We start from the raw sequence: 19,980 nt of genomic DNA on the forward strand, positions 1-19,980 counted from the left end.
GGTGAGCAAGCCCGCTCACCACAGACAGTGCAGCTCAAAACTGAGAGTGTCATGACACCGTCCTCCGACCAGTTCACCCCCGCCTTCGGCCTCGGCAACCCTCACCTGCAAACGCTGTGGGGGCCGCTGTGGCGGCCGACTACCCATATCGAGCGCCAACGCGAACGCCTGTGGCTGGAAGACGGCGACTTTCTCGACCTCGACTGGCATGGCCCCCATGACGCGCAGGCGCCGTTGGTGCTGGTGCTGCACGGGCTGACCGGCTCATCCAATTCCCCCTATGTGGCCGGCCTGCAAAAAGTCCTCGGCGCCCAAGGCTGGGCCAGTGCGGCCTTGAACTGGCGCGGCTGTTCGGGCGAGCCCAACCTGTTGGCACGCAGCTATCACTCAGGCGCCAGCGAAGACCTCGCCGCCGCGATTGCGCACCTGCGCGCCAAGCGGCCGTTGGCGCCGCTGTATGCGGTGGGTTATTCGCTGGGGGGCAATGTGCTGCTCAAGCACCTGGGGGAAACCGGCGAGGCGTCCGGGCTGCAAGGCGCAGCGGCGGTATCGGTGCCATTTCGCCTGGACCAGTGTGCAGACCGCATCGGGCTGGGCTTCTCGCGGGTTTATCAAAAGCACTTCATGGGTGAAATGCTCGCGTATATCCGCGTCAAACAACGCCGTTTTTTACAGGATGGCCGTGCGGACGGGCTGAAAACCCTGGAAGCGCTTGGCTCGCTGGAGAAGATGCGCACCTTCTGGGACTTCGACGGCCGGGTTACCGCGCCGCTGCATGGGTTCTTGAGTGCCGAGGACTATTACCGTCGCGCGTCGAGTCGCTACTACCTGGGCGCGATCCGCACACCGACGCTGATTATCCAGGCGGCCGACGACCCGTTCGTATTCGCCCACAGCTTGCCCGAGGCCAGCGAGCTGTCGGCGTGCACCGAGTTTGAGCTGACGGCCAAGGGCGGGCACGTGGGCTTCGTCGATGGCTCGCTGAAACGCCCAGGCTACTACCTGGAGCGGCGCATCCCACAATGGTTATTGGCACGACACGGTTAAACACCTGGGAGGGGCAAGCCCCTCCCACATTTGGACTGGGCTTACCGGGCCGGGAACTCAGTCACCCGTAGCTATTGCCCGTGTCGGATCGGTAATCCACTCGCTCCACGACCCCGCATACAACTTGCCCAACGGGTAACCCGCCAGGCTCAGGGCGAACAGGTTGTGGCAGGCCGTCACGCCCGAGCCGCAATACGCCACCAGTTCCTCCGGCGAGCGCCCCTGCAACTGCGCGGCGAAGCGCTGCTTGAGTTGCTCGGCCGGCAGGAAACGCCCGTCACTGCCCAGGTTTTCGTTGAACGCCGCACATTGCGCACCGGGGATATGCCCGGCAATCGGATCAATGGGCTCAACTTCACCGCGAAAACGCGCCTGGGCGCGGGCATCGATCAGGGTCAGGCCGGGTTGGCCCAGGCGTTTTTGCAGATGTTCGGCATCCAGCAGCAGGTGATTGTCCGGCGCGCCATCGAAAGTCCCACGCTCGGTTACCGGCGCGTCCAGGCTCAACGGGAAACCCGCGGCATGCCAGGCCTTGAGGCCGCCGTCCAGGATAAACACACCGTCACGCTTGCCCAGCCAGGCCAGCAGCCACCAGGCACGAGCTGCATAGGCGCCAGGGCCGTCGTCATACAGCACGATATCGGTGTCAGCATGGATACCCCAGGCTCGCAATTGCTCGGCGAAGGTGCCCGCCGCCGGCAACGGGTGACGCCCGGTCACACCTTTGATCACTGGCCCGCTGAGATGGCGCTCCAGGTCGGCATATTGCGCACCCTCGATATGCCCTTCGGCGTAGCTGCAACGCCCGTAATCCGGGTCTTCCAGGGCAAAACGGCAATCCAGGATCACCAGCCCCGCCGACGTCTGGCGCTCGGCCAATTGCTGGGGGCTGATCAGTTGGGCAAGCGGCATGACGGACTCCTGTGAACAGATTCGGGAAAGGTCCTACTTCACTTCTTCCAGTGCCTGGTTCAACGGCACGTAAAACTCTTTGAACAGTGCATCCACCGCTTCTTTTGCCTGGGGCGTGACAAAGCCCGCCTCCAGCACCAGCACCTGATACACCCCGCGCTTGATGGCTTCGGCACTCAGGTGGGTGGAATTTTCATTGGTGGTGCACAGGAAACGCACCCAGGAGGTGAGGATGATCCAGGCATTGAGGGTCAGGGCTTCGGTTTGCACCGGGTCCATATTCAGGATGCCCGCATCGACAAACCCCTGGTAGATGGCGCCGCCCTGGATCAGGCAACGCTGGGAAAAACGCCGATAGCCGGTGGCCAGCTCCGGGTCGCTCTCCAGCAGGTGTTCAAGGTCGCGGTGCAGAAAACGGTAGCGCCACATACCGGCCAGTACGGCCTGGAGATAAAAGCGCTTGTCTTCCACCACCATGGCCCGCCCCTGGGGCGGACGCAGGAAACTGTCCACCAACGCTTCATATTCGCGAAACAGCACGGAGATGATCGCTTGCTTGTTGGGGAAGTGGTAGTACAGGTTGCCCGGCGAAATTTCCATATGGGCGGCGATATGGTTGGTGCTGATACTACGCTCGCCCTGCTGGTTAAAAAGCTCCAGGCTGGTTTGCACAATACGCTCGCTGGTCTTTACTCGTGGTGCCATAGGGGAATCAGCTTCTGTACACGTGATAGGGCATCTTACGGCCTATCCTTGCCAGGATAAATCTGCATGTTGCTGCAATGTTATTTGACAATTTAGAGTAATGACTCTAAAAATCCACGCAGACCAATAACAATCGGTGCTGCGCCATGTCTGCCAACGTTGCCTACCTGCAAGATGCCCAGGTGCTGGATCAACTCCAGGACCTGTTCGACGCCCAACGCCGCGCCTACGCCGCCAACCCGATGCCGCCAGCCGCACAGCGCCAGCAATGGCTCAAGGCCTTGCGGGATGTGCTCAGTGACGAGCGCCAGGCACTGATCCATGCCATCAGCCAGGATTTCAGCCAGCGCAGCGCCGACGAAACCCTGTTCGCCGAACTGATGCCCAGCCTGCATGGCATTCACTACGCCAGTAAACACCTCAAGGGCTGGATGAAACCTTCCCGCCGCGCTGTAGGCCTGGCCTTCCAACCCGCGTCAGCCAAAGTCATTTACCAACCCCTGGGCGTGGTCGGCGTGATCGTGCCGTGGAACTACCCGCTGTACCTGGCCATCGGCCCACTGGTCGGTGCGTTGGCGGCAGGCAACCGGGTGATGCTCAAGCTCAGCGAATCCACGCCCGCTACCGGCGAACTGCTCAAGGCGTTACTGGCGAGGATTTTCCCCGAGGACCTGGTGTGCGTGGTGCTCGGCGAGGCCGAGGTGGGCATGGCGTTTTCCAAGCTGCGCTTCGATCACCTGCTGTTTACCGGCGCGACCAGTATCGGCAAGCACGTAATGCGCGCCGCTGCCGAACACCTCACGCCGGTCACCCTGGAACTGGGCGGCAAGTCGCCGGCCATTGTCTCCGCCGACGTACCGCTCAAGGACGCCGCCGAACGCATCGCCTTCGGTAAAGCCTTGAACGCCGGGCAAACCTGCGTGGCACCGGACTACGTGCTGGTGCCGGAGGACCGCGTGGAGGGTTTCGTCGAGGCCTACAGCAAGGCGGTTCGCGGGTTTTATCCGACGCTGGCCGACAACCCGGACTACACCGCCATCATCAATGAGCGTCAATTGGCCCGGCTCAATGCCTACGTCAAGGACGCCACCGACAAGGGCGCCACCCTGATCCCGCTGTACGACCAGGGCCAGGCACGGCGCATGGCCCATAGCCTGCTGCTGAATGTCAGCGATGACATGACCGTGATGCAGGACGAAATATTCGGCCCGGTGCTGCCGATCGTGCCTTATCGCGGCATCGACCAAGCCTTTGCCTACATCAACCAGCGCCCTCGCCCGCTGGCCCTGTATTACTTCGGCTACAACAAGCGCGAGCAGGACCGGGTCCTCCACGAGACCCATTCCGGCGGTGTCTGCCTGAACGACACCCTCCTGCACGTGGCCCAGGACGACATGCCCTTTGGCGGCATCGGCCCCTCGGGCATGGGCCACTACCACGGCCATGAAGGGTTCCTGACGTTCAGCAAAGCCAAGGGTGTGCTGGTGAAACAGCGCCTGAACGCGGCGAAATTGATCTACCCGCCCTACGGCAAATCGATCCAGAAACTGATCCAGAAGCTGTTTGTCCGCTGACACCGCCACCCACGGGATAACAATAACAATGAACCCTAGCCTCACGGATTCACCCGCGCTGTCGCGGCGCGGCGTCTTGAAAATCGGCCTGTGTGCCAGCGCTTTCCTGGCCACGGCCGGGCTGGGCGCCAGCCTCAGCGGCTGTTCCAGCAGCACCCCGGCCAGCGGCTTTGCCATGTTGCGCAGCAGCGACCTGCCGTTTCTGCGCGCGGTGATCCCGGTGCTGCTCGAAGGCGTGGCCAGCGCCCAGGATGTGGTCGCCGGGATTGAAGACACGTTGAAAAAACTCGACTACAGCCTGCAGCACCTGTCGCCGGAGATGTTCAAGCTCACCCAGCAGCTGTTCGATGTGCTCGGCATGGGCATTACGCGCGGACCGTTGACCGGCATCTGGGGCAGCTGGGAAAACGCCAGCGCGGAGCAGATCCGCAACTTCCTGCACCGCTGGGAAAACAGCTACCTGAACCTGCTGCGCATGGGCCAGGGCTCGCTGCTCAAGCTGGTGATCATGGCCTGGTACTTCCGGCCCGAATCCTGGGCGCATTGCGGCTACCCCGGCCCGCCGAAGATCTGATTTGCATCCCTCACAATAAAAACAAGAGACGACCCTGATGCCCGTACCCGATCTGTTCCGCGACGGCCTGGCCCGCGGCTGGAAAACCCACAATGGCGCCGCCCTCGACAGCGACCTGACCCTGGAAGCCGACGTGGCCATCATCGGCAGCGGTGCCGGTGGCGGCACCACTGCCGAGATCCTCAGCGCCGCCGGCTACAAAGTGCTGCTGATCGAAGAAGGCCCGCTCAAGACCAGCAGCGACTTCAAGCTGCTGGAGGACGAGGCCTATGCCAGCCTGTATCAGGAAGGCATCGGCCGCATGAGCAAGGACGGCGCGATCACCATCCTGCAGGGCCGCGCGGTGGGCGGTACCACGCTGATCAACTGGACCTCCAGCTTCCGCACCCCGGACGCCACCCTCAGCCATTGGGCCAGCGAGTACGCGGTAAAAGGCCACAGCAGTGCAGAGATGGCACCGTGGTTCGAAAAGATGGAGCAGCGCCTGGGCATCGCACCGTGGGCCATCCCCCCGAATGCCAACAATGATGTGATCCGCAAAGGCTGCGAAAAGCTCGGCTACAGCTGGCATGTGATCCCACGCAACGTCCGTGGCTGCTTCAACCTGGGTTATTGCGGCATGGGCTGCCCGGTCAATGCCAAGCAGTCGATGCTGGTGACCACCATCCCGTCCACCCTGGAAAAAGGCGGCGAGCTGCTGTACCTGGCCCGCGCCGAGCAGCTCAAATACAGCGGCGACACCATCAGCAGCCTGGAATGCGTAGCGATGGACGCGCGCTGCGTGGCGCCTACCGGGCGCAAGATCACAGTGAAGGCCAAGCATTACGTGCTGTCGGGCGGCGGCATCAATAGCCCGGCGCTACTGATGCGCTCGGATGCGCCCGACCCGCATTCGCGGCTGGGCAAGCGGACCTTTTTGCACTTGGTGAACTTCTCCGCCGCATTGTTCGACGAGGTGATCAACCCGTTCTACGGCGCGCCGCAGTCGATCTACTCCGACCATTTCCAGTGGCAGGACGGCACCACCGGCAAAATGTCCTACAAGCTTGAGGCGCCGCCCTTGCATCCAGCATTGGCCAGCACCTTGTTCGGCGGCTATGGCACGCAGAACGCCCTGGACATGGGCCAATTGCCGCATACCCACGCCATGCTCGCACTGTTGCGTGACGGCTTTCACCCCGACAGCCAGGGCGGCAGCGTGGACTTACGCGGTGACGGTACGCCGGTGCTCGACTATCAGGTTTCGCCCTACGCCTGGGATGGCCTGCGCCGGGCCTTCCACAGCATGGCCGAAATCCAGTTCGCGGCGGGCGCCAAGTCGGTCAAGCCCATGCACCATGACGCACGGTTCGTGAACACCTTGGCCGAGGCACGCAGCGTCATTGAGGGTTTGAATCTGGAATTGCACCGGACAACCCTGGGCAGCGCCCATGTGATGGGCGGCTGTGCCATGGGCGAAGATCCCAAAAATGCGGTAGCTGACAGCCTTGGCCGGCATCACCAATTGCGCAACCTGTCGATCCACGACGGTTCGTTATTCCCCACCAGTATTGGGGCCAATCCGCAATTATCGGTGTACGGATTAACCGCTCAACTGGCGACAGCCTTGGCCGAACGTCTGAAAACAGCGTGAAAAAACACGCTATTCACGGTGTCTATACGGCTTTCTTATGCATAAGTTGACTTGGCCGACCGGGATGGCTGCGATACCATCCGGTTCCCCAACGGACTCCGCCAGGACGACGCGATGAACCGAGTGTTGTACCCAGGTACCTTCGACCCGATTACCAAAGGCCATGGCGATCTGGTCGAACGCGCCTCTCGTTTGTTCGACCATGTGATCATCGCAGTCGCGGCCAGCCCCAAGAAAAACCCGCTGTTTCCCCTGGAACAGCGCGTGGAGCTGGCGCGTGAGGTCACCAAGCACCTGCCTAACGTGGAAGTGGTGGGCTTTTCCACGTTGCTCGCGCATTTCGCCAAAGAGCAGAACGCCAATGTATTCCTGCGTGGCCTGCGCGCGGTGTCGGACTTCGAATACGAATTCCAGCTGGCCAACATGAACCGCCAACTGGCGCCGGACGTGGAAAGCCTGTTCCTCACGCCGTCGGAACGTTATTCGTTCATTTCCTCGACGTTGGTCCGTGAAATTGCCGCTTTGGGCGGGGATATCACCAAGTTCGTGCATCCGGCCGTGGCTGATGCGCTGACGCTGCGCTTCAAGAAGTAATGTGGTGAGCGGGCTTGCCCCGCGTTGGGCTGCGTAGCAGCCCTAATAAAGACTTGCGTCGCCTCAGGTGAATAACCGGTCGTCTGGTTTTGGGGCCGCTTCGCTGCCCAACGCGGGGCAAGCCCGCTCACCACAGCTCGCACTGCGGGCGCCAATGCGGCACAATTGCGCGCATTAGTTTTCAGATGCCTTGGCTGACAGCCCTGGCAGGAGTTTCCATGTCCCTGATCATCACCGACGATTGCATCAATTGCGACGTCTGCGAACCCGAGTGCCCGAACGCCGCCATCTCCCAGGGCGAAGAGATCTACGTGATCGACCCCAACCTGTGCACCCAGTGCGTCGGTCACTACGACGAGCCGCAGTGCCAGCAGGTGTGCCCGGTGGATTGCATTCCGCTGGATGAAGCCCATCCGGAGACGGAAGAGCAGTTGATGGAGAAGTACCGGAAAATTACCGGCAAGGCTTGAGCTTCTTTAGTGCCTGGAAAGACCTCATCGGGGGCTTGCCCCCGATAGCGATATTAGCCACTACACAGCAATCAGCTCTGGCACCTGGGGCAAAACACACTCGCCCGCTGCCCCAGCACCACATTGCGCAGCTCAGTCCCACAGACCTTGCACGCCTCGCCACCCCGGCCGTAGACGAACAATTCCTGCTGGAAATACCCCGGCAGCCCATCGCCACCGATAAAGTCCCGCAACGTGGTGCCGCCACGCTCGATTGCCGCCGCCAGAATGCGCTTGATCTCGATCGCCAGCTTCAAATAACGCCCGCGTGAAATGCCGCCGGCCGCGCGACGCGGATCAATCCCCGCCGCAAACAACGCCTCAGTCGCGTAGATGTTGCCTACGCCCACCACCACCGCGTTGTCCATGATGAACGGTTTCACCGCCATCGACTTGCCGCGGGACAGCTGGAACAACCGCTCACCGTCAAACAGCTCGGTCAACGGCTCCGGCCCCAGGCGAATCAGCAGTTCATGGTTGTGCGGGTCCTGGCTCCAGAGCATCGCGCCGAAACGCCGAGGGTCGGTGTAGCGCAGGGCCAGGCCGGACTCCAACTCGATATCCACATGTTCATGCTTGGCCGCCGGCATGCCGACTTCGACCAGGCGCAAGTTGCCCGACATGCCCAGGTGGCTGATCAAGGTGCCCACTTCGGCATTGATCAACAGGTACTTGGCGCGCCGCTCCACCAGCACGATGCGCTGGCCGGACAGGCGCACATCCAGGTCTTCCGGGATCGGCCAGCGCAGGCGCCGCTCACGCACCACCACGCGGCTGACCCGCTGGCCTTCCAGGTGCGGCGCAATCCCACGCCGGGTGGTTTCGACTTCTGGTAACTCGGGCATGTGTACCTCGTGAAGGGGGAATCAGTGCGCGCCCAGTTCGCGGATCGACAACTTCAGGCTTTCGAAGTCGTAGTCCGACAGGCCCACGTAGTCCAGCACCAAGTGGCCGATGGCATTCCACTCATGGTCCACCGACTGGTTGCCCAGGACGCGATAGGACGAGCAGATGTGCTCGGCCATCTTCAGGATCGCCAGCAGGTTTTTCAGCTGCGGATTGCGCGACGTCTCATCGCTGAAGATCGCCAGGGCATTGTGGTGGTTGGCGATGGCGTCGGTCACATGCTCCGGCAGGCGCCAGGACTTGGCGGTGTAGTAGCCAACCACCGCATGGTTGGTGTTGAACGCATTGTTTTCGGTGTCGACCACGCGGCAGTCGGGGCCGGCGTTGGCGTAGGCCTCTTCGAGCACCGTCATGTAGTTGGGGAAACGCTTGAGCATCAGCGGCACGCCGCAGTCGTGGAACAGCCCCAGGGCATAGGCCTCGTCCACCGCCTGGGCGCCGGTGCGCTTGGCCAGGGTGAGGCAGGTCATGGCCACGTCCTGGGCGGTGTCCCAGAAGCGGTTGAGGGTGACGATGGTGTCGTCGCTCATCTCGCCCCTGATCGACAGGGCGTTGATCAGGTTGATGATCGAGCGGCTGCCCAGCAGGTTCACCGCGCGCTGGATCGAGGCGATCTTGTTGCTCAGGCCGTAATAGGACGAGTTGACGATCTTCAGCAGCGCACCGGACAGGCCCGGGTCCTGGGAGATCAACCGCGCGATCACTTCCAGGTCCGGGTCGGGCATGTACTGCTCCATCTGCAAATCCACCATGATTTGCGGCTGGGGCGGCACGCTGATGCCTTGGAGGGCCTGTTGGATCTGTTCGGCGGAAAGCTCTTGGGACATAAGTACATACTCTGGGCTAGGTGGGGATTCTAACCCTTATCAACCCTCGGCTGACACCTCCCCGCACATCCGGCAGCCCGGCCATTTCCTACATAACAAGGTATACTCCCGCTCTTTTTTCCGGAGCGACGTCATGTCCCTGCCAAGCCTGCGTCTCAAAGCCAACGCCGATCGTCGTTTGCGCAACGGCCACCTGTGGGTCTACAGCAACGAAATCGACGTGGCCGCCACCCCTCTGCACGGCTTCCAGGCGGGCGACCAGGCTATCCTGGAAGCGGCCGGCGGCAAGACCCTCGGCATCGTGGCCATGAGCCCGAACAACCTGATCTGCGCACGCCTGCTGTCGCGCGATATCAAGTTGCCGCTGGACAAGTCGCTGCTGGTGCACCGCATCAACGTCGCGCTGTCCCTGCGTGATCGCCTGTTCGACAATCCGTTCTACCGCCTGGTCTACGGCGATTCCGACCTGCTGCCGGGCCTGGTGGTCGACCGTTTCGGCGACATCCTGGTGGTGCAGATCGCCTCGGCGACCATGGAAGCCCATAAAGACGACGTGATCGCCGCCCTGACCCAAGTGCTCAAGCCGAGCGGCATCCTGTTCAAGAACGACTCCGCCGCGCGCGACGCCGAAGGCCTCAACCGCTACGTCGAAACCGTGTTCGGCCTGGTGCCGGAGTGGGTCGCGCTGGAAGAAAACGGCGTGAAATTCGAAGCCCCGGTGATCCAGGGCCAGAAAACCGGTTGGTTCTACGACCACCGCATGAACCGCGCGCGCCTGGCCCCGTATGCCAAAGGCAAACGCGTACTCGACCTGTACAGCTACGTCGGCGGCTGGGGCGTGCAGGCCGCGGCCTTCGGCGCCAGTGAAGTGTTCTGCGTCGATGCCTCGGCCTTCGCCCTCGATGGCGTGGAGCGCAACGCCGCGCTGAACGGCGTTGCCGAGAAGATGACCTGCATCGAAGGCGACGTCTTCGAAGCCCTCAAGGAGCTGAAAGCCAGCGAAGAGCGCTTCGACGTGATCGTCGCCGACCCACCGGCCTTCATCAAACGCAAGAAAGACATGAAAAATGGCGAAGGCGCCTACCGCCGCCTGAACGAGCAAGCCATGCGCCTGCTCAGCAAGGACGGCATCCTGGTCAGCGCCTCGTGCTCCATGCACCTGCCGGAAGACGACCTGCAGAACATCCTGCTGACCAGCGCCCGCCACCTGGACCGCAATATCCAGATGCTGGAACGTGGCGGCCAGGGCCCGGATCATCCGGTGCATCCGGCGATTGTCGAGACGCGGTATATCAAGAGCATTACGTGCCGGTTGTTGCCCAATAGCTAAGACGTGAACCCTCTGTAGGAGCGAGCTTGCTCGCGAAAAACGCATATACAACGCGGGCTACCTGATAGCGCTGCGTTATCGTTGACGTTCTTCGCGAGCAAGCTCGCTCCTACATTGCTACGGGAAGCCTCCCACAATAGTTTTGATTGAATTCCACTTTTCGCAGACTAGTATCGTTTTCTGGTTTTACTCCGGAAAACAAAAACAATGTCTGGGCCCACCCTCTCCCGCTTCATCCTCATCACCTGCATTTCACTGATCAGCTTTTTCCCGATCAATATCCTGCTCCCGTCGTTCCCCGCCCTGTCCGCCCGGTTCGACACGCCCAGCGCAGACATCGCACTGTCCATCAGCCTGTTCACCCTGGTCTTTTCCATCTCCCAACTGCTCGCCGGTCCGCTTTCGGATAAATGGGGGCGCAAGGAAGTCCTGCTCGGCTGTATCACGCTGTCGATCCTCGGGGCGATAGGTTGCGCCATGGCGCCGGATTACCTGACCTTCCTGCTGTTCCGCACGGTCCAGGCCATGGGCTGCGGCTTCTTCGTACTGGGCCATGCACTGGTGGAAGACCTGTTCGACGAGCAGGACCGAGCCCGGGTGCGCCTCTATTACATGACCCTGAGCGGCTCGTTTGTCGCGCTGTCGCCGCTGATCGGCTCCTGGCTGCAAACCACCTTCGACTGGCAAGGGAGCTTCTATGGGTTTGCGCTGATGGCATCGGGCATGTTGATCCATGCGCTCTGTATCCTGCCGTCGAAGTCCTCCAGCCCGCACCGCGAACCGGTATCCATCATCGGCACACTCAAGGCCGTGGCGCGCAATCGGGACTTCCTGCGCTATTGGTGGATCGCCGCCCTGGTATTTGCCTGCTACTTCGCCCTGATCAGCGTGACGCCGCTGATTTTCATGGATGCGCTGAAGCTGTCCGAATACCAATATGCGCTGGTGCTGATGGTGTACGGCCTGGCCTACCTGCTCGGCGGCGTTGCTGCCTCGTACCTGCAAAAACGCATGGCGCTGTCCCGGCAAATCAATATCGGTCTTGGCTTGCTGCTCGTCGCAGGCGCGCTGTTAACGCTGATCGTCAGCATTGAAGCCCTGACCACCGTGACCTTGTTGATCCCAATGCTGATCAGCGCCCTGGCCGTCACCCTGGTCAGGCCAGCCGCGATTTCCGCAGCAATGCTGTTGTTCTCCAGCAGCGCGGGCACGGCGGCGTCGGCGGGCAATAGCATCATGTTTCTCACTGCCGCTGTCGTCAGCGCGGCACTGGCCCAGGCCGGCGATCATCTATTGATGAGCATCGCCCTCGGTTTTATCGGATTCAGCCTCTGGGGGCTGGTGACCAATCGGCGGACTACGGCTCACGAACCACCGGCGTGAGCAACATGTCACTGGACTGCAACTGCCGGTAACGAGGCTTGACCAACGAGATCTTGCCCTCACGGATATCGTGGATCAGGGTCTCGGTGTCCACATAGCCGTCGGGCAGTTGCGTCCATACGAGAGGGCCGCGATCGTCCCATTCGCCCTTATCGTCCAGGACAAAAATGCGCGGCGGCTTGAAGTCATGGCGATAACTGGTGCGCGGTATCGCAAGCACTTCGGGCTGCCCGTCCTGATCGAAGTCCACCGCCCACAACACACAGCCGGGCTCGCACCCAGAGTCAGTGTTCAGGCTGAGCTCGGCAAACTGCTCGCTGCCCTTGGGCTCAGGGCCGATCCATTCCAGCTCGGGCTTGGGCCGGCGGGCACGCTCTTTTTCATACTGTTCACTGAAACTTAGCGAGGTGTCTTCCATCCGCTCACGCAAGGCACGGCGCGATTCCGGGTCCAGAATGCGCTCCTGGTCCAGGTCGACCTGCAACTTGGCATACGCCGCCTCCCCAGCCTTCTCCAGGCCAAAACGCAGGTAGTGCGCGTCAAACGCTTCAGCCTTGGTACGCCCGTCGAGCAAACGCCGGACCTGATCGTCGACGCTCAGGCGCACCGGATCGAGGATCGGCGTGTTGACCAACACCACCAGCCCACAAAACAGCAGCGCCAAGGCCGGGTTGGTAACACGCAGGTTGGCCAGCCAGACCGGCGAACGCAACACCACCGCCCACACGGCCGCCAGGCCATACAAACCACAGAGTAACGCCGCCGCCAATGCAATGAAGCGCTGTGGCGATAAGGCATATTGCTCGACCCGCAACCAGCTCGAATAAAACGCCAGGGCGGCGAGAATCGGCAGGCACAGCAGGCTCAATTCGATAAACCGCGTTAACCATTTGGGGTACGGTGGAGGTTGAACGCCCTCCTGAAAAACACCATTGAGCAAGAACAGCTGCGCCCCCGCCAGCACCAGCAGAATCGGCGTGGAATAACCCGTCGCCCAAATCCGACCGAGCCCGGTGAACGGCAAGGTCAGGGTAAACAGCAGGCTGATCAGGGCGATCAACGGCAACAACAAGCCACAGGCGCTGAACAGCATGCCGCGCATCTGGCCGATGACTTTCTCGCTGCGCGCCGCCAGGTACATGCCCAAGGCGAACACCAACGGCAAGCTGATGCACAGGAATAGCTGGCTCCAGAAGTGGCGCTCAAAAAATTCGATGCCCAGCATCAGGAACAGTCGGCCCCATAGCTTGAGCAGCAACATGAACACCCCCACCAGGATCAGGGCATACAGCACGATGAATACGCTGTTCCAGGCCTGCTGGAACAGGTCTTCATAACGCCAGCGTTGCCCTTTTTCGGCGGGCCAGGCGAACAGAAACGTGGCACAGACATAGCTCAACACCACCACGCTGATAAACCAGGAATTGATCGCCCAGCGGTTATTGCCGACATGGTCGAGGCCGTAGCAGACCCACAGCGTCATGCCACCCATCAACAGGGTGAATGCCAGCGTAGGCAGCAACGACCGCCACTGTCGGGCTTTTTCCCCCAGCAGTTGCAAGGTGGTACCGCCCACCAACACCACGGTGTAGGTGACAAAAAACACGGTTTCGCTCAAGCGATAGAGCTGATCGGAGTAATAGAAGACGATTCCCTGGATCAGACCGATCAGCAGGTAGAACCCAAGAAAACGATGGATACCGGGCATTCCAATTCCTTTGGAGAGGGGTCGGGGCAAAGGGCCGCCAGTCTAAACAAAGCCAGCGGCCCTGAGTATCCCGTTCCCTCCAGCCGCCAGCGGTGTAGAATCGGCCCTATTCATCGCCAGTCATCCCCCGGCGGGTTTATGAGCTCAAGGCCACTGCGCGCGGCGATCCCGCAGCGTTTGAGGCAACCTCCGGACACACGGCTATTTCTGAGTGCTCCAGACGTCAATAGAAGCTCACTCCCCTGTTTAGTACCTGATTAGCCGCCCGGAGTGCTCCATGCCAGATTACCGCTCGAAAACATCCACCCACGGCCGCAACATGGCCGGCGCCCGCGCACTGTGGCGTGCCACGGGGATGAAAGATGACGACTTCAAGAAGCCGATCATCGCCATTGCCAACTCCTTTACCCAGTTCGTACCCGGCCACGTGCACCTCAAGGACCTGGGCCAACTGGTCGCCCGCGAGATCGAACGCGCTGGCGGCGTGGCAAAAGAATTCAACACCATCGCCGTGGACGACGGCATCGCCATGGGCCATGACGGCATGCTGTATTCCCTGCCGAGCCGCGAGATCATCGCCGACTCCGTGGAGTACATGGTCAACGCCCACTGCGCCGACGCCATCGTGTGCATCTCGAACTGCGACAAGATCACCCCCGGCATGCTGATGGCCGCCCTGCGCCTGAACATCCCGGTGATCTTCGTCTCCGGCGGCCCGATGGAAGCCGGCAAGACCAAACTCGCCTCCCATGGCCTGGACCTGGTCGACGCCATGGTCATCGCCGCCGATTCCAGCGCTTCTGACGAGAAGGTCGCGGAATACGAGCGCAGTGCCTGCCCGACCTGCGGGTCGTGCTCCGGCATGTTCACCGCCAACTCGATGAACTGCCTGGTCGAAGCCCTCGGCCTGGCATTACCGGGCAACGGTTCGACCCTGGCCACCCACAGCGACCGTGAGCAGCTGTTCCTGCAGGCCGGCCGCACCATCGTCGAGCTGTGCAAGCGCTACTACGGCGAGAACGATGAGTCGGTGTTGCCGCGCAATATCGCCAACTTCAAGGCGTTCGAAAACGCCATGACCCTGGACATCGCCATGGGCGGTTCCACCAACACCATCCTGCACTTGCTGGCCGCGGCCCAGGAAGCCGAGATCGATTTCGACCTGCGCGACATCGACCGTCTGTCCCGCCATGTGCCGCAACTGTGCAAGGTCGCGCCGAACATCCAGAAGTACCACATGGAAGACGTGCACCGCGCCGGCGGGATCTTCTCGATCTTAGGCTCCCTGGCCCGTGGCGGCCTGCTGCACACCGACCTGCCGACCGTGCACAGCAAATCCCTGGCCGAAGGCATCGCCAAGTGGGACATCACCCTGACTGACGACGAAGCCGTGCACACCTTCTTCAAGGCTGGCCCGGCCGGTATCCCGACCCAGACCGCGTTCAGCCAGTCGACCCGTTGGGACACCCTGGACGCCGACCGTGAAAACGGCTGCATCCGCAGTGTCGAGCACGCCTACTCCAAGGAAGGCGGCCTGGCCGTGCTGTACGGCAACATCGCCCTTGACGGCTGCGTGGTGAAAACCGCCGGCGTGGATGAATCCATCCACGTCTTCGAAGGCCGCGCCAAGATCTACGAAAGCCAGGACAGCTCGGTACGCGGCATCCTCGCCGACGAAGTCAAAGAAGGCGACATCGTGATCATCCGCTACGAAGGCCCGAAAGGCGGCCCGGGTATGCAAGAGATGCTCTACCCGACGTCGTACCTGAAGTCCAAGGGCCTGGGCAAAGCCTGCGCCCTGCTCACCGACGGCCGTTTCTCCGGCGGCACCTCGGGCCTGTCCATCGGCCACGCGTCACCTGAAGCCGCTGCCGGCGGTGCGATTGGCCTGGTGCAGGACGGCGACAAGGTCCTGATCGACATTCCGAACCGCTCGATCAACCTGTTGATCAGCGATGAAGAGCTGGCAGCGCGCCGGGTCGAGCAGGACAAGAAGGGCTGGAAGCCGGTTGAAAAACGTCCACGTAAAGTGACCACCGCACTGAAGGCTTATGCCCTGCTGGCCACCAGCGCCGATAAGGGTGCTGTGCGTAACAAGGCGATGCTCGACGGCCTGTAAGCCTCGCGCATAAAAAAGCCCCGCCTGGTGCGGGGCTTTTTTTGCCTGTCCGTTCAACCGGTTTTTGCCTTTTACCCTGGGCGCGATAAAGTGCGCGCCAGAATTCTCATGGATGGCTCCCGCATGGACGCACGTTTGACCTTTCTATACCCGACCGCAGGGTGTGCTTCGTTACTGACCCTCATCCTGACCGGTTGCAGTACCCCTCCGACCTCTCAAGCACCTCAAGTGCATCCGGCCTTGGCACTGTTTAATGAGGCACTGGCGCTACCGGCGATGGACCACTCCATCGTGCGCGAAGGTGATCGGATCACCTACATGGTCGAGTTGAAACAAAGCCCGGCAATTGTTCGGTTCGACGCATCGTGCACCCAAGGTCCAGGAAGAATGTCCTACCCGACTCGGACCAGTTTCAGACCATTTGCCAACTTGGATGGAACGGGCACCGATTTACCTGCCCCGCAAGCTCAGCAATTGCAGCACAGCGCGCAACTGCAGAACGTCTGCAAAGCACGGCCCGCACCCGATTGGCGAGCGTTGACGGCAGCGGTTGATCAGGATTGGTTGCTTCTGGACCGCAATAGCCTGGAACAAAACGGTGGGCTCTTGTACGTATGGGCCGCGCACCGTTATCAGCACTACCAGATCATCAAGAACTCGTTGTTGGTGGCGCAAAACCAAGAGCGACTGTCCCTTGATTGCACAAAGCAAACGATCACACGCCTGAGCCAATTCAATCTCGACGACGCTCGGCAGGTCGCCAACGGCAGTGTCCAGGTCCAGCTCGATCCAACGCCGCTGAAGCAGGCTTCTGCCGACCACCAAGAGGTATTCAAGGCTGCTTGCCAATCGCCCGCAGCGCTGGGCCGGCTGCCTGAGGCCAAGCCGCGCCAGCCACTGGCGCCGGCCATCAGCACACCGGTTGCCAATCCGGCAGTGTTAGCGGCCATCCGAGCCCTGGAACTGCCGGTGCCTCCAAGCGCCCTGGGCCGATTGGACTACGACTATGAGGCCGTGCTCTTCAACGGCGCGCGCATCGGTGATCAGACAAAACAGACACTCATCAGCACTGATGCCGCGTCCGCTCAGACCCTCGTGCAAACCGAGGACTCCGCACTTGGGTTTTCTCTAGACCTGACGTTCAGAGGCCTGTTTGAGTTGGCAAGCCACAAGATCGACCGCAAAAGCGCTGAGAAAAAGACAGAATCACGTGCCTTGGTGGCGTTGAGCTTTCAAGGCGACTGGCGCAACTTACCCCTCGACAGCCACGTCAGTTACACACGAACCTGGTCAAAATCCGTCAACCCGGATGGCAGCCCTTCGCTCGAAACCAGCGAGCCAAGGACGGTGACCTGCCGCGTTGTCCGTGAGCAACCCGCAAGCAGCTTGAATCCAGCCTTACACGGTTCGGCCAGAATGCTGGAGTGCATCACAATGAAAATGCCCAAGCAGGATTGGACCTTCAAATCATGGTACCTGGCCGACTATGGGCTGTTCGCTCAGGTGCAGGAGAACACAATGCTTGGCGTGTGGAACTGGGATCTGAAATCGGCGCAATGATTGCGAGGGGTTAAATACCCACAATCCTGGAAGCACTGAGTATCCAATGTGGGGGCAGGTTTGCCCGCTCCCACAGGGACCGGTGCAGCGCTTTAGAACTGCGGTGTGTAGGTCATCGTAAACATCACATTACGCGGATCGCCGTAGTAGTTGCTGCCCCAGTTCGCGTTGTAGGCAGGGATGTAATACTTCTTGTCGAACATGTTGTACAGGTTCGCCGCGACGGTGAACTCCTGGTTGATCTTGTAGGCCACCCGCGAATCCCACAGTGCATTGCCCGGCACACTGAAGGTGCGGTCGTAGGCCACGGTACTGCTTTGCGCGGTCACCCCGGCGCCGACGCTGACTTTATTCCAGTCCCCCGGCAATTGGTAATCGCCCCAGACCTTGAGCAAGTGCTTGGGCGTCCAGGTACTGAAGACCTTGCCTTCGTAGGTGTCGTCCTTGAGGAATTTGGTCGTGTTGTAGGTATAACTGGAGACCAGTTGCAAACCCGGCAGCACTTCGCCGCTCAATGTGGCTTCCAAGCCTTGGCTTCGGACCTTGCCCGAGGCGACCGAGCAGTACCAGCCATCGCAGTTCATCGGCCCTTGAAGGTCTTGGACGCCGCGATTTTCCTGATCATAACGGAAGATCGCGAACGAGGTATTGAGACGACCATCCGCCAACTCACCCTTGAGACCCAGCTCGTAGTTCTTGCCCTCGATAGGCTTGAGCAAGGAGCCGGAAGTTGTCCGGTTGGTTTGTGGTTCGAACGCATCGGCGTAACTGGCATAGGCAGACCATTGGTCATTGAGGGCATATACCAGGCCCGCATACGGCGTGACCTTGCCATTCGTCTGAGTGGCGCTTCCGGACGGGCTGCCGTACACCCCCCTGGAACCACTCTGGTCGATGTAGGAATAGTCATACCAACTGGTACGTGCACCAACGATCAAGGTCAGCGGATCGAGCACTTTCACGCGCCAGGTGCCGTAGATGCCTTTCTGACGAATGTCGTACCAGCTCCTCGACGCATTTCCTGCCTGAAACAGCTGGTACTTATCGCGCTGCGGACGGTTGTGGTCGATGTTGAAAATATCGGCGCCAGCCGTCGCCGCACGGGCCCATTGGTCGTCTGTGGTGAGCTTGGAATAGTTGGCGCCCAACACCATCTCCTGTTGGAAACCCAGGCCTTCAAACTCGCCGTTGACATACACATCTGCACCGCGACTTTTGGTATTGAAGTCGGTAACCCAGTCCACATAACGCACGTTACCGGTGTCGCCGGGGTTGGGGATGGCGTCCCACGTCGCTTGGTATGTCGCGTCGTTATGCTCGTCCATCGCCACGAGGGCGGCTTTCACTTTCCAGTCGTCATTGAAGCGATGCTCGATGTCGGCGAACACCTGGGTCTGGTTGTTGACGGCGCGGTTCCAGCTGGCACCGACGAAGGTGGAGCGTGACAGGCCAATATCGTTGCCGTTGGCGTAACGGGGCAGCGACATGAAGTTGGGGCGTGAATGGCCTTTCTGGTTGCTGATACCAACACCCACGGTGGTGTCAGGCGTGAAGTCGTAGTCCACCGCCCCGTAGACCGTCTGATTCCAGCCGCCGGCATAGTCGACAAAGGAATCGGTGGTGTCGTAATCCGCCACAAAGCGGCCGCGCAACGTGCCTTCGGCGTTCAGCGGACCACCCGCATCCACCTGGGTGCCATAGTGATCCCACGAACCGGCCTTGGCGGTGACGGCCACCGTGGGCGCCTGCTGGCCGCGCTTGCGCACCAGGTTCATGGTGCCACCGGGGCTGTTGGCGCCTTGCAGCAAGGCGGCCGGGCCACGCAGGGTTTCGACGCGGTCGTAGATCGCCATGTTTTCGGTAAGGTAGCTGCCCAGCGCGTAGGTGTTACGCGGGATGCCGACGCCGTCGTATTGCAGGGTGCCGATCTCGAAGCCACGGGAGAAGATGAACATGCCGGGGCCCGGGGATTTGGTCGCTGTCAGACCGGGCGTGCGCTTGACCACTTCGGAGAGCTTGGTGGTGTTCTGGTCGTCCATCTGCTTGCGGGTCATGACGCTGACCGATTGCGGGATGTCCTTGAGTTTCTGTTCGCCCTTGCCCAGGGTCACTGCGCCGGTGGTGTAGGATCCGCTGCCTTCGGTGGTGGCGCCCAGGTGTTCGGCGCTGATGGTGGTGGCGCCGACTTCGATGGCGGAGCCTGTGTCCATGCGCTTTTCCAGGGTCACGGTGTCCGCGTTGATAAACGCCGCACTCAGCCCGGTACCGCCGAGCAGTTGCCCCAAGGCTTCGCGCTGGCCGAGGTTGCCTTTGACACCCGGCGACAGCACGCCCTGGGTCAACTCACCCGACACCAGCACCTGAACTCGCGTCACCGCCGAAAACGCCGCCAGCGCACCGTCCAGGCTTTGCCCTGCAATATCGAAACGGTAGGTCTGGGCCTGGGTGGTTTCGGCGGCCTGCAAATACAGCGGCGCAGTGCCACAGGCCATGGAAATGGCCAGTGCCAACAAGGACCGTGCGGCGAATCGATGTGCCATGGATGGTGCTCCCCGGTGCAAAAAGTCTGTGATCGGCGCCGCACTACTTGAGAGTGCTT

At 61.1% G+C, this 19,980-nt stretch carries 16 protein-coding genes; 10 read left to right on the top strand and 6 right to left on the bottom strand.

The window, feature by feature from the left end:
* Window positions 1–51 precede the first annotated feature (51 nt).
* Window positions 52–1,047 carry a hydrolase gene (locus J3D60_RS19595; protein WP_253492484.1) on the top strand — a complete coding sequence of 332 codons (996 nt, stop codon included), beginning with the start codon at window positions 52–54 and terminating at the stop codon, window positions 1,045–1,047.
* A gap of 57 nt (window positions 1,048–1,104) precedes the next feature.
* On the opposite strand, the gene J3D60_RS19600 is transcribed toward J3D60_RS19595, so the two are convergent.
* Together J3D60_RS19600 and J3D60_RS19605 are read right to left on the bottom strand one after the other, a co-directional pair.
* Window positions 1,105–1,959: a sulfurtransferase gene (locus tag J3D60_RS19600; protein ID WP_253492487.1), complete on the bottom strand. Its 855-nt coding sequence runs from the start codon at window positions 1,957–1,959 to the stop codon at window positions 1,105–1,107.
* A 33-nt stretch (window positions 1,960–1,992) separates the two neighbouring features.
* Entirely contained in the window at window positions 1,993–2,664 is a 672-nt protein-coding gene (locus tag J3D60_RS19605) for a TetR/AcrR family transcriptional regulator (RefSeq protein WP_065938105.1), read from the bottom strand.
* A 146-nt stretch (window positions 2,665–2,810) separates the two neighbouring features.
* On the opposite strand from J3D60_RS19605, the gene J3D60_RS19610 reads away from it, so the two are divergent.
* From J3D60_RS19610 to J3D60_RS19630, 5 genes are all read left to right on the top strand, one after another.
* Entirely contained in the window at window positions 2,811–4,238 is a 1,428-nt protein-coding gene (locus J3D60_RS19610) for a coniferyl aldehyde dehydrogenase (protein ID WP_065938104.1), read from the top strand.
* Window positions 4,239–4,266: 28 nt separating this feature from the next.
* A complete protein-coding gene (locus tag J3D60_RS19615; protein ID WP_065938103.1) occupies window positions 4,267–4,812 on the top strand; it encodes a twin-arginine translocation pathway signal protein in 546 nt (181 codons plus the stop codon).
* 37 nt (window positions 4,813–4,849) lie between these two features.
* Window positions 4,850–6,445, top strand: coding sequence for a GMC family oxidoreductase (locus tag J3D60_RS19620; protein ID WP_065938102.1), 1,596 nt, complete (start codon window positions 4,850–4,852; stop codon window positions 6,443–6,445).
* 114 nt (window positions 6,446–6,559) lie between these two features.
* Window positions 6,560–7,039, top strand: coding sequence for a pantetheine-phosphate adenylyltransferase (gene coaD, locus J3D60_RS19625; RefSeq protein ID WP_003176711.1), 480 nt, complete (start codon window positions 6,560–6,562; stop codon window positions 7,037–7,039).
* A 218-nt stretch (window positions 7,040–7,257) separates the two neighbouring features.
* Window positions 7,258–7,509 carry a YfhL family 4Fe-4S dicluster ferredoxin gene (locus J3D60_RS19630; RefSeq protein WP_003195146.1) on the top strand — a complete coding sequence of 84 codons (252 nt, stop codon included), beginning with the start codon at window positions 7,258–7,260 and terminating at the stop codon, window positions 7,507–7,509.
* A gap of 71 nt (window positions 7,510–7,580) precedes the next feature.
* Here J3D60_RS19630 and mutM read toward each other — a convergent pair whose 3' ends face one another.
* Both mutM and J3D60_RS19640 read right to left on the bottom strand, forming a co-directional pair.
* Window positions 7,581–8,393 (bottom strand): bifunctional DNA-formamidopyrimidine glycosylase/DNA-(apurinic or apyrimidinic site) lyase, encoded by an 813-nt coding sequence (mutM, locus tag J3D60_RS19635; protein ID WP_065938101.1) that lies wholly within the window; start codon window positions 8,391–8,393, stop codon window positions 7,581–7,583.
* Window positions 8,394–8,414: 21 nt separating this feature from the next.
* Window positions 8,415–9,227, bottom strand: a complete 813-nt coding sequence (locus J3D60_RS19640; protein ID WP_253494023.1) for an HDOD domain-containing protein — start codon at window positions 9,225–9,227, stop codon at window positions 8,415–8,417.
* A gap of 187 nt (window positions 9,228–9,414) precedes the next feature.
* Between J3D60_RS19640 and J3D60_RS19645 the strand changes: the two genes are divergently transcribed.
* On the top strand, window positions 9,415–10,611 hold the full coding sequence (locus J3D60_RS19645; RefSeq protein WP_253492489.1) for a class I SAM-dependent rRNA methyltransferase: 1,197 nt from the start codon (window positions 9,415–9,417) through the stop codon (window positions 10,609–10,611).
* Window positions 10,612–10,818: 207 nt separating this feature from the next.
* Window positions 10,819–11,994: an MFS transporter gene (locus J3D60_RS19650; RefSeq protein ID WP_253492490.1), complete on the top strand. Its 1,176-nt coding sequence runs from the start codon at window positions 10,819–10,821 to the stop codon at window positions 11,992–11,994.
* On the opposite strand, the gene J3D60_RS19655 is transcribed toward J3D60_RS19650, so the two are convergent.
* Window positions 11,969–13,702 carry a DUF4153 domain-containing protein gene (locus J3D60_RS19655; RefSeq protein WP_169898750.1) on the bottom strand — a complete coding sequence of 578 codons (1,734 nt, stop codon included), beginning with the start codon at window positions 13,700–13,702 and terminating at the stop codon, window positions 11,969–11,971. The genes J3D60_RS19650 and J3D60_RS19655 overlap by 26 nt on opposite strands.
* 277 nt (window positions 13,703–13,979) lie before the next feature.
* Between J3D60_RS19655 and ilvD the strand changes: the two genes are divergently transcribed.
* A complete protein-coding gene (gene ilvD / locus J3D60_RS19660; protein ID WP_027606118.1) occupies window positions 13,980–15,821 on the top strand; it encodes a dihydroxy-acid dehydratase in 1,842 nt (613 codons plus the stop codon).
* 123 nt (window positions 15,822–15,944) lie between these two features.
* On the top strand, window positions 15,945–17,381 hold the full coding sequence (locus tag J3D60_RS19665; RefSeq protein ID WP_253492491.1) for a hypothetical protein: 1,437 nt from the start codon (window positions 15,945–15,947) through the stop codon (window positions 17,379–17,381).
* 92 nt (window positions 17,382–17,473) lie between these two features.
* On the opposite strand, the gene J3D60_RS19670 is transcribed toward J3D60_RS19665, so the two are convergent.
* The gene (locus tag J3D60_RS19670; RefSeq protein ID WP_253492493.1) at window positions 17,474–19,921 is read right to left on the bottom strand and encodes a TonB-dependent siderophore receptor; all 2,448 of its coding nucleotides are present in this window, start codon (window positions 19,919–19,921) and stop codon (window positions 17,474–17,476) included.
* Window positions 19,922–19,980: the final 59 nt, after the last annotated feature.

The organism is Pseudomonas sp. S3E17 (assembly GCF_024168685.1).
In the GTDB taxonomy this organism is placed as follows: domain Bacteria; phylum Pseudomonadota; class Gammaproteobacteria; order Pseudomonadales; family Pseudomonadaceae; genus Aquipseudomonas; species Aquipseudomonas marginalis.

Coding starts and splice junctions, on each gene's coding strand:
- J3D60_RS19595 (WP_253492484.1), top strand. CDS start 52: ATGACACCGTCCTCCGACCAGTTCACCCCCGCCTTCGGCCTCGGCAAC.
- J3D60_RS19600 (WP_253492487.1), bottom strand. CDS start 1,959: ATGCCGCTTGCCCAACTGATCAGCCCCCAGCAATTGGCCGAGCGCCAG.
- J3D60_RS19605 (WP_065938105.1), bottom strand. CDS start 2,664: ATGGCACCACGAGTAAAGACCAGCGAGCGTATTGTGCAAACCAGCCTG.
- J3D60_RS19610 (WP_065938104.1), top strand. CDS start 2,811: ATGTCTGCCAACGTTGCCTACCTGCAAGATGCCCAGGTGCTGGATCAA.
- J3D60_RS19615 (WP_065938103.1), top strand. CDS start 4,267: ATGAACCCTAGCCTCACGGATTCACCCGCGCTGTCGCGGCGCGGCGTC.
- J3D60_RS19620 (WP_065938102.1), top strand. CDS start 4,850: ATGCCCGTACCCGATCTGTTCCGCGACGGCCTGGCCCGCGGCTGGAAA.
- coaD (WP_003176711.1), top strand. CDS start 6,560: ATGAACCGAGTGTTGTACCCAGGTACCTTCGACCCGATTACCAAAGGC.
- J3D60_RS19630 (WP_003195146.1), top strand. CDS start 7,258: ATGTCCCTGATCATCACCGACGATTGCATCAATTGCGACGTCTGCGAA.
- mutM (WP_065938101.1), bottom strand. CDS start 8,393: ATGCCCGAGTTACCAGAAGTCGAAACCACCCGGCGTGGGATTGCGCCG.
- J3D60_RS19645 (WP_253492489.1), top strand. CDS start 9,415: ATGTCCCTGCCAAGCCTGCGTCTCAAAGCCAACGCCGATCGTCGTTTG.
- J3D60_RS19650 (WP_253492490.1), top strand. CDS start 10,819: ATGTCTGGGCCCACCCTCTCCCGCTTCATCCTCATCACCTGCATTTCA.
- J3D60_RS19655 (WP_169898750.1), bottom strand. CDS start 13,702: ATGCCCGGTATCCATCGTTTTCTTGGGTTCTACCTGCTGATCGGTCTG.
- ilvD (WP_027606118.1), top strand. CDS start 13,980: ATGCCAGATTACCGCTCGAAAACATCCACCCACGGCCGCAACATGGCC.
- J3D60_RS19665 (WP_253492491.1), top strand. CDS start 15,945: ATGGACGCACGTTTGACCTTTCTATACCCGACCGCAGGGTGTGCTTCG.
- J3D60_RS19670 (WP_253492493.1), bottom strand. CDS start 19,921: ATGGCACATCGATTCGCCGCACGGTCCTTGTTGGCACTGGCCATTTCC.